This is a genomic window from Acinetobacter sp. UBA5934 (assembly GCF_002430855.1).
In the GTDB taxonomy this organism is placed as follows: Bacteria; Pseudomonadota; Gammaproteobacteria; order Pseudomonadales; family Moraxellaceae; genus Acinetobacter.
The window spans coordinates 771-9,395 of sequence record NZ_DJDC01000161.1; the positions used below are offsets into that span (position 1 = coordinate 771).

10 protein-coding genes are annotated in these 8,625 nt (G+C 40.1%); 8 read left to right on the forward strand and 2 right to left on the reverse strand.

The annotated features are described in order from the left end of the window. Nucleotides 1-136: 136 nt before the first annotated feature. Together B2Y23_RS11635 and argH are read right to left on the reverse strand one after the other, a co-directional pair. Entirely contained in the window at nucleotides 137-409 is a 273-nt protein-coding gene (locus B2Y23_RS11635) for an oxidative damage protection protein (protein WP_291370950.1), read from the reverse strand. A gap of 11 nt (nucleotides 410-420) precedes the next feature. Further along, nucleotides 421-1,851 carry an argininosuccinate lyase gene (gene argH / locus B2Y23_RS11640; RefSeq protein WP_291354019.1) on the reverse strand — a complete coding sequence of 477 codons (1,431 nt, stop codon included), beginning with the start codon at nucleotides 1,849-1,851 and terminating at the stop codon, nucleotides 421-423. Here argH and B2Y23_RS11645 point away from each other — a divergent pair. The 8 genes from B2Y23_RS11645 to B2Y23_RS11680 all read left to right on the forward strand — a co-directional run bounded on the left by B2Y23_RS11645 (nucleotide 1,842) and on the right by B2Y23_RS11680 (nucleotide 8,554). Next, nucleotides 1,842-2,999 carry a sensor histidine kinase gene (locus B2Y23_RS11645; RefSeq protein ID WP_291370952.1) on the forward strand — a complete coding sequence of 386 codons (1,158 nt, stop codon included), beginning with the start codon at nucleotides 1,842-1,844 and terminating at the stop codon, nucleotides 2,997-2,999. The genes argH and B2Y23_RS11645 overlap by 10 nt on opposite strands. A 52-nt stretch (nucleotides 3,000-3,051) precedes the next feature. Beyond that, complete coding sequence (locus B2Y23_RS11650) at nucleotides 3,052-3,792, forward strand: LytR/AlgR family response regulator transcription factor (protein ID WP_291354016.1); 741 nt, start codon at nucleotides 3,052-3,054, stop codon at nucleotides 3,790-3,792. Between the two features lie 107 nt (nucleotides 3,793-3,899). After that, entirely contained in the window at nucleotides 3,900-4,817 is a 918-nt protein-coding gene (gene hemC / locus B2Y23_RS11655) for a hydroxymethylbilane synthase (protein ID WP_291370954.1), read from the forward strand. Nucleotide 4,818: 1 nt separating this feature from the next. Further along, complete coding sequence (locus B2Y23_RS11660) at nucleotides 4,819-5,604, forward strand: uroporphyrinogen-III synthase (RefSeq protein ID WP_291370956.1); 786 nt, start codon at nucleotides 4,819-4,821, stop codon at nucleotides 5,602-5,604. Continuing rightward, entirely contained in the window at nucleotides 5,601-6,443 is an 843-nt protein-coding gene (locus B2Y23_RS11665; protein ID WP_291354010.1) for a hypothetical protein, read from the forward strand. The genes B2Y23_RS11660 and B2Y23_RS11665 overlap by 4 nt, the downstream gene beginning before the upstream one ends. 7 nt (nucleotides 6,444-6,450) lie before the next feature. After that, nucleotides 6,451-7,644 carry a heme biosynthesis protein HemY gene (locus tag B2Y23_RS11670; protein ID WP_291354008.1) on the forward strand — a complete coding sequence of 398 codons (1,194 nt, stop codon included), beginning with the start codon at nucleotides 6,451-6,453 and terminating at the stop codon, nucleotides 7,642-7,644. Between the two features lie 10 nt (nucleotides 7,645-7,654). After that, nucleotides 7,655-8,083, forward strand: a complete 429-nt coding sequence (locus tag B2Y23_RS11675; RefSeq protein WP_291354006.1) for an acyl-CoA thioesterase — start codon at nucleotides 7,655-7,657, stop codon at nucleotides 8,081-8,083. A 144-nt stretch (nucleotides 8,084-8,227) separates the two neighbouring features. Then, nucleotides 8,228-8,554: an H-NS histone family protein gene (locus B2Y23_RS11680; RefSeq protein WP_291354004.1), complete on the forward strand. Its 327-nt coding sequence runs from the start codon at nucleotides 8,228-8,230 to the stop codon at nucleotides 8,552-8,554. The last annotated feature ends 71 nt before the right edge of the window (nucleotides 8,555-8,625 follow it).

Genomic DNA, 8,625 nt, shown 5'->3' on the forward strand with positions numbered 1-8,625 from the left:
ACTACGCGCTTCGCTTGTCTTGCAGAAAAATAAGGCAGCACATAAAGAATCCCCAATGATGGGGATTCTTTTTAGATTAAAGCCTGCGCGAGCAAAGCTCTTGCCTTGCGGCGTGGCGGAGCAGCGCTCCGCTTTATCACGCCTCAGGCTTCAGGCCTTCAGCTTTTTCTAAGGTTTCATCATTGCTGAAGAATTTTTCGCGCTGTTCTTCAAGAAACTTTTTCGCATCCGGTTCGAACACGTTCAAACGTTTTTCATTGATCAAGGTGGTCTGGTGTTTAAGCCATTCCTGCCAGGCCTGTTTAGATACCGTATCAAACAATTCCTGACCCTTTGCACCTGGAAACGGTGCAAAGTCTAAGCCTTCCATTTCTGTTTGATACTTACGGCAAAAAACTTGTCGAGACATATCAGCTTTCCTTAAACGTAGAGTTTTTCTAAACGAGCATAAGCACGCGCAATTGCAGCTTCCACCTGTGCAGGTGCAGTACCACCAATGTGGTTACGTGCATTCACAGACGCTTCAAGAGTCAAGGCTTTTTCAAATACATCTGCTTGAATCAGGTCAGAGAACTGTTGCAGTTGCTCAAGTGTCAATTCAGACAGGTCTTTACCTTCTTGAACGCCCAGCGCTACGGCTTTACCCACGATTTCATGTGCATCACGGAATGCCACACCATTTTTCACCAGGTAATCTGCAAGGTCAGTGGCAGTCGAGAAACCACGTAACGCCGCTTCACGCATGATGTCAATGTTTGGCACCAAGGCAGGAATCATGTCGGCAAAAGCCATCAATGAACCACGAACCGTATCAATAGCATCAAATAATGGTTCTTTGTCTTCCTGATTGTCTTTGTTATACGCCAATGGCTGACCTTTCATCAGGGTCAATAGACTCATCAAATCGCCATAGACACGGCCAGTTTTACCACGGATTAACTCTGGAACATCCGGATTTTTCTTCTGTGGCATGATGGAAGAACCGGTACAGAAACGGTCAGGAATATTCACAAACTTGAACTGCGCAGAAGTCCACAGAATCATTTCTTCAGACATACGCGATAAATGCATCATGATTAAAGATGCAGCTGCATTAAATTCAATACCGAAGTCACGGTCAGACACAGCATCTAACGAGTTTTCACATACTGCTTCAAAACCTAAAAGCTGTGCTGTGTATTCACGCTCGATTGGATAAGTGGTACCTGCAAGTGCAGCAGAACCAAGCGGTAGGCGATTCACACGCTTACGGCAATCGATTAAACGCTCTGAGTCACGTACCAGCATTTCAAACCAGGCCATCAAGTGGTGACCAAAAGTCACCGGTTGAGCCGTTTGCAGATGGGTAAAGCCCGGCATAATGGTATTGGTATTTTTCGCGGCTAAGCCCAAAATACCTTTTTGTAATTTTTGCAATAATTCTAAAATGGCATCAATTTCATCACGTACATATAAACGGATGTCCGTAGCAACCTGGTCATTACGGCTACGGCCGGTATGTAGTTTTTTACCCGTGATACCAATACGCTGAGTCAAGCGCGACTCAATGTTCATGTGCACATCTTCTAAATCAATGCGCCATTCAAAATCACCTGCTTCAATTTCAGCTTTAATGGTGTTTAAACCGTTAATGATGTCATCACGTTCCTGTTCAGTTAAAACCCCCACTTTGGCAAGCATGGTTGCATGCGCAATAGAGCCTGCAATATCTTGTTTATAAAAGCGTTGGTCAAATTGAACAGATGCTGTAAATTCAGCAACAAATGCGTCAGTAGCTTCAGAGAAACGACCGCCCCACATACCCGAAGTTTGGGTTTGTGACGGATTTGAGGAATTAGAAGATGTGGTCATATCGGCTCAATAAAATAAAAAGCAGTAATTTGAACAAGAGTATAGCAAATTCAGAATCACTTGCCGAAAAACAAGTCGATCCAACTTCGACGTATACAGATGGTAGGAAAAATAATGACGCCTATTTTTTTACGAAAATGGGCCATTGGCAACATTTAATTGAATTATTTATTGCCAGTAATATTTTGGCCGTCATCTTGGCGCTGGCAGAAGCACAATCCTGGACAGATTTGCATGTCAATCGCCTGCTGCAATATATATTGTTTATTGATTGGGTATTGCTGGCTTTTGTGGCGTTAATGGAACGCCTGCAGAAAAAGATTCAGCACTTTAGTTTTGGTCAGACCCTGGTTGCGGGCTTCATTTTAGTGCAGATTATCGTGTTAATCACCACGGTAGTGCTGAACGTTTTTATTTTCTTTGGACAAAACTTTCAATTCCAGCATTTGACGCTACAGGTTTTATTCGATGGCGTGGCATTAAATCTCAGTTTTGGGGTACTGATCGGAAGCTTTTGTTTTCGTTATTTGTATATGCGGGAACAATGGGCGCGGCAGCAGAACAGTGAATTGAATGCACGGATTCAGGCCATGCAAGCGCGAATTCATCCACATTTTTTATTTAATAGTCTCAATACTGTAATTAGTTTAATTAGTATTGATCCAGATAAAGCAGAACAAATGTTACTGAATTTATCGCAACTATTTCGTGCAAGTTTTAAAGAACTTAAACTGGTCCGATTAAAAGATGAAATTGAATTGTGCCAGCGTTATCTGGCGATTGAGCAAATTCGTTTAGGTGATCGCTTGCACATAGAATGGAAATATGACGATGAAGTTCTCTTTTCTAATATACAAATTCCTTTATTAACTTTACAACCTTTAGTGGAAAATAGTATTTTTCATGGAGTTGAAAAATTTCTAACAAAGAGTACGATAAGCATATTGATTGAAATAGTGCAAAATCAAGTCAATATAGTCATTACTAACCCTTATACACAGGATAAAATAAATTTACGACAGGGACATGGTATTGCAGTTGAAAATGTGAAGCAGCGGCTTGAGGCTTATTATGGTCGCTCTGCAACTTTTCAGACATACGCGGGGAAGGGAATTTTTACCACTGTTGTGCAATATCGATATAAATAAAAGATCATAGTTAACCTATAAAAAAAATGATGTTGACTGTGAAGGAGGAGAAATGGACATCCTGATTTGCGATGATGAACCTCTCGCTGTAGAGCGCTTGTCACGTTTAGTTACACAGCTGGGACACCAGGTGGTTGCTACTGCAAGTTATGGGCAGCAGGCAATTGAAATGACTCAATTCTATGAGCCGGATGTAGTACTTTTAGATATTCAAATGCCTGAAATGGATGGCTTGAGCTGCGCCGAACAACTGCGCCAGCTTGATCCTATGCCCGCCATCGTTTTCTGTACTGCCTATGATGAACATGCTTTGGAGGCATTTAAGTCGCATGCAGAAGGCTATTTACTGAAACCAGTAATGCAGCAGGAATTGCAACAGGTATTAGATCATTTAACAAAACTGACTCAAGCACAAATGAGCACTTTAAAACAAAAAGAAGATATGGACGAACTTAATATAAAACGCCACCAGATTGTGGCAAAAACCTACCGTGGTGTGGAACTGGTTCCTGTAGAAAATATTTATTATTTTTTAGCAGATCAAAAATATGTCACGGTACGGCATAAAAATGGCAGTGTACTGATCGATGAAACTTTAAAAGATCTGGAAAATGAATTTGGCGACCAGTTTATTCGAATTCATCGTAATGCTTTGGTTTCAGTACATTTTCTGGATGGTCTTGAAGTGATTAGCTCGGGGCAGTATCAGGTGCGTTGCCGTGAACTGGAAGAGCGCTTGGCCGTCAGCCGACGTCATCTGCCTAATTTAAGAGAACGCATCCAAAAGATGTAAATCTGCTTTCATGAGTCTAGATGAAAACGATAGTGCAAATTTACTTGCATTTTCTAGTCAGCGCGTTAAGTTTACACTAACGCACTTATTGACTGTTTCTTAGATTTATGAAGATTTTGAAGATTGCAACTCGACAAAGCCCACTTGCTTTATGGCAGGCGGAACATATTCGTGCCCGTTTAGAGGCATTGCATTCCGATCTTAAAGTTGAGTTAGTGACCTTCGTCACCCAGGGTGACAAAATTTTGGATACGCCTTTGGCCAAGATTGGTGGCAAAGGACTCTTTGTTAAAGAATTAGAAGCAGCTCTGCTTGATGGCCGTGCAGATTTGGCAGTGCATTCTATGAAAGATGTGCCGATGAAATTACCTGCCGGTTTATCACTTGCTGTGATTTGTGAGCGCGAAGATCCGCTGGATGCCTTTGTGTCGAATACATATGCAAGTTTTGAACAGTTGCCGCAAGGTGCGAAGGTTGGAACATCAAGCCTGCGTCGTAAAAGCCAGATTTTAAAAGCCCGCCCAGATTTAGACATTATTGATTTACGTGGCAATGTGGGAACGCGTTTATCCAAATTGGATGCAGGTATTTATGATGCCATTATTTTGGCAAGTGCAGGTTTAAAACGTTTGGGTTTGGCTGAGCGGATTCGTCATACGCTGCCAGCTGAAGTAAGTCTGCCAGCAGTTGGCCAAGGGGCACTGGGTCTGGAATGTCGTGCGGAAGATCAGGCGGTGCTGGACCTTATTTTACCGCTGCTACATAGCGAAACCGATGTGTGTGTGCGTACAGAACGTGCCTTTAATGCCTATTTGGAAGGCGGTTGCCAGGTCCCGATTGCAGGTTATGCCATCCTTGAACAGGGTCAAATCCATATGCAAGGGCGTGTGGGTAGTGTAGATGGGAAAACTTTACTCAAAGCAGAACAAGTCGGTGATATTAATCAAGCCGAAAAAATCGGGGTAGCTCTGGCGCAAGAATTGTTAGCCCAAGGCGCGGGTGATTTGCTCAAAGCTCTCTATTAATATGCTGTTTATCAATACACGTCCGCAAGACCGTGCTCAAGAATTGAGTCATGCATTGCGCATGGCTCACATTGATGTGCTGGATTTACCTTTACTTGAATTGCTGCCACAGGCCTGGTCAGCGGACTTGTCTGAGCTTTATCAGCAGTTGCCGAAGGCTCAGGTAATTGTGGTGGTCAGTCCAACGGCCGTGCAAATCGGCATGGAGTATTTAAAATTATCAGACATCAAGCTGGATCAGCTTGCGCATATTCAGTGGATTGCTGTCGGTGAGCGTACAGCTCAGGCTTTGGCGCAATATGGTATTTCTGCTGAAGTGCCTCAAGTCGAAACATCAGAAGGGATGTTGCAACTTCCTGTTTTAAAAACGCTCAAGGCCGGCCAGTGTTTGGCTTTTTGGCGTGGAGAAGGGGGGCGTCTGTTTATGATGGACCAGTTAAAACAGCAAGGCATGCGCATTTTAAATTTTATTTTATATGAGCGTCGCTGTCCCGTATTTGCGCAGCAATATTTAGATAACATATTATATTTATTAGAAAAACAAGAACAGTATGCTATGGTGGTCAGTAGCGAAGCAAGTTNNAGTTGGTTGAATTGGATTCAGCTGATGCAGAATCAAAAACAGATGATTGCTAAAGGGCATTATCTGGTTTTAGGGGAGCGCTTGTATCAAGTTGTTTCGAATTATAAAAAAAATCAGTCCACATGTTTTAATATCACGCGGCTACCTGATTTAAATACAGATTCAATTTTGCAGAAGCTTGTTGTTGTGCAAGGGAACACATGAAGAAAATACTGATTTTATTGTCTATTTTAAGTCTACTCTGGATTGCTAAATTAAGTTATGACTTATTTAATCTTACTGCACAACAAACAGAATTAAACACGAGTCTGCATCGCCTTGAACAGAATAATGCAAATTTAAATGATCAACTGGTGGCTTTACAGCGCAAAGTCATGCTAAAAGATGAGTCTGTACCGACAAATTCACAGGCAGCACAAGAGTTAAAAGACCTGCAAGATGCAAGTATTGATCCCGTAGTTTTGATTAAACAACAATTAGAATTGATTGAATTTATGTTGCAGCAAAAACAATTTACTGCAGCTTTAGATAAGTTAACCAGTTTAGATCGCAATCTTGAGCAATATGCTCTGGCAGTGCCATTAAAGCAAAGCCTGCATCAGGTGATTGCCAAAGATCATCAGGTGATTCAACACTTTGTCAGTGAGCGAATGGCTCAGCAAGTCAAAGTAGATACGCTGCTTCAGCAACTTGATGTTGCCTTGGCTCAGGAAATAAAGATGCCACAATTAAGCACGAGCCAAGCAACAGATAAAAATTTCTGGCAACGTTGGCTGGTGATTGAACCTGCCAAACAACCTGCTACGGCGCTCATGCAGCGTCCGTTAATTCTAAAAGAAGCACAGCTCAGATTATTAATTGCTCAACAAGCCTTAAAACAAGGTCAATATTTAGAGTATCAAAAATCATTGAATGAAATTATTCAATTGTTAAATCAAATTCCTGATGATAAATCGCGACAACTGATTCAAAACATCCAGAAGATCAAAGGATTTACGGTCTTGCCTACGCCTAGTTTAAATACGCGTGCATTATTGGGGTAATGAATCAATGAAGCAGATTTTACTGGCCTATGCGTTTATTAGCTTAATCATTATCGCAGTCTTAAGTCTTTTAAGTTATGGTTATGGCGCGGGTTATGTTTATTTATATTGGCGTGAATGGCAAATTCAGACCAATATCTGGATGATGTTTATTATTCTGGCCAGTTTAAGTCTATTTATTCAGTTGCTATGGTTATTAATTAAGCGTTACTTAACCCGGGAACAACGCAAATTAGAAACGGTTTTTAATTTTAAAAACTTACATCCTTATGAACAGTTAGCAGTGGTTTGGTTATTAGAAGCAGCACAAGACCAACACCAATTTATTCAAAACGTATTTTCTCAATCAGGTTTATTAAAGGGCATTATAGGTTCACGTTTATATTGGATGCAGCAGCGATATCCACAAGCTCTGGCAATCTTGAATCAAAGTAATGCCATGGCATTTGAATTGGCGGAGATCCAACGCATAGAAATTTACCTGTCGCAAAATGATGGTGAACAGGCCTTAACCCATCTGGAGTTCTTAAATCAGCACGAGCTTTCACCCTGGTTAAATGAGGTAAAAAGTGCTTATGATTTAAGATTAACCGGTTTATGGGAAAAGTTTGCCGTTCAGTTCCCTTGGATGTATTTACGCTCGACGAAATATGGACATTTAGGTTCAGAAAATAAACGCGAATGGTTAAAACAGTTATTGGTGAATTTTGATCAGGCCAATATCGAGAGTTTGCAAAATTTGCAACAACGCTATTTAGACTTGCAAGACCAAATTTATAGCCGTGATTATGATATTAAAGTGTTATGGTTAAAGTTATTATCGCGTATGCCGGAAATGAGCCAGCAACATGAAGCTCTGGTATTACATTTACTCGATGAACAGTTTAATCAAGACGTTTTTTATTTGTGGTTCCAGCAGCAATTATTAAAGCAAAATCCAGATTATTTAATGCTTGAGCAACGAATTGACTATTGGGAAAATAAATATCCTTCTTTGCCTGTCTTTACCTTTGCCAAATGGCACGTATATAGCGCGACGGCAAGAACGGCTGAAGCTGATCAATTACTTGAATTATACCCCGATAATGTGATGATGAATTATTTAAGAATTAAGTCTACTTTAAAGGGTCAGGATGATTTGATTAAACAGTTAAATTTAATTTTTGAAAATAATTCAAATTTTGTCGAAATAAAAATATAAGGGAATAAATATGCTTACCCTGTCCGATTATCCAGTCATTTATGATCAGTCTGTTGCCTGGGGCGATATGGATGCCTTTGGGCATGTCAATAATGTGATGTATTACCGTTATATCGAAAGTGCCCGTATTTTTTATATGGATGCGCTGAATATTTTTGACCAGGATGTATATACAGTGGTGGCTTCTAACCAATGTAAATATATCAGTCCAGTATTTTATCCAGATCGGCTTAAAATTGGTGTACGTGTTGAGGAAATTCGTAATAGTGCGTTTCGTATGAGTTATTTATTATGGAGCGAGACACAGCAAAGAAATGTTGCCTTGGCAGAGGCGGTTATAGTCTGTGTAAATAAGGAAACCATGCTTAAAACGGAAATACCTGAAATTATCCGTCATAAAATTTCAGAAATTGAATTAAAGGTAAAGCATTTTATTTAAAATAAGTCCTTTATAAAAAGTAAGCTGTAAAATCTGTTTGGCTAATTGTTATTTATTTAAAAAATTCTATTGAATGTTTTAAATAATAAAAATATTATGAGCTTGTTTTAAATAAAAAAATATAAAACCTGCTGTGGAGTTAATATGATGCCGGACATTAGTAATTTATCTGTTGAAGAGTTAAAGCGTTTACAAGTTGAAGCAGAAGCATTAATTGCTTCTAAAAAAGATCAAGCAGTTGAAGATGCTTATCAGCAAATTTTAGATATTGCCGATAACGTAGGTTTAACCATTGAACAAATCTTGGAATTTGGTTCAACTAAACGTAAGAAAAGTACACGCAAATCTGTAGAGCCGCGTTACCGTAGCAAAAAGAATTCAGCTGATACCTGGACGGGTCGTGGTAAACAACCTCGCTGGTTAGTTGCAGAACTTGAAAGCGGTGCAAAACTGGAAGATTTTCTCATCTAATTTAAATCTGCATGAGATAGTCATCTAATCAGAATCAGATGAGATTAAAAAACCAAGCTTATAAGCTTGGT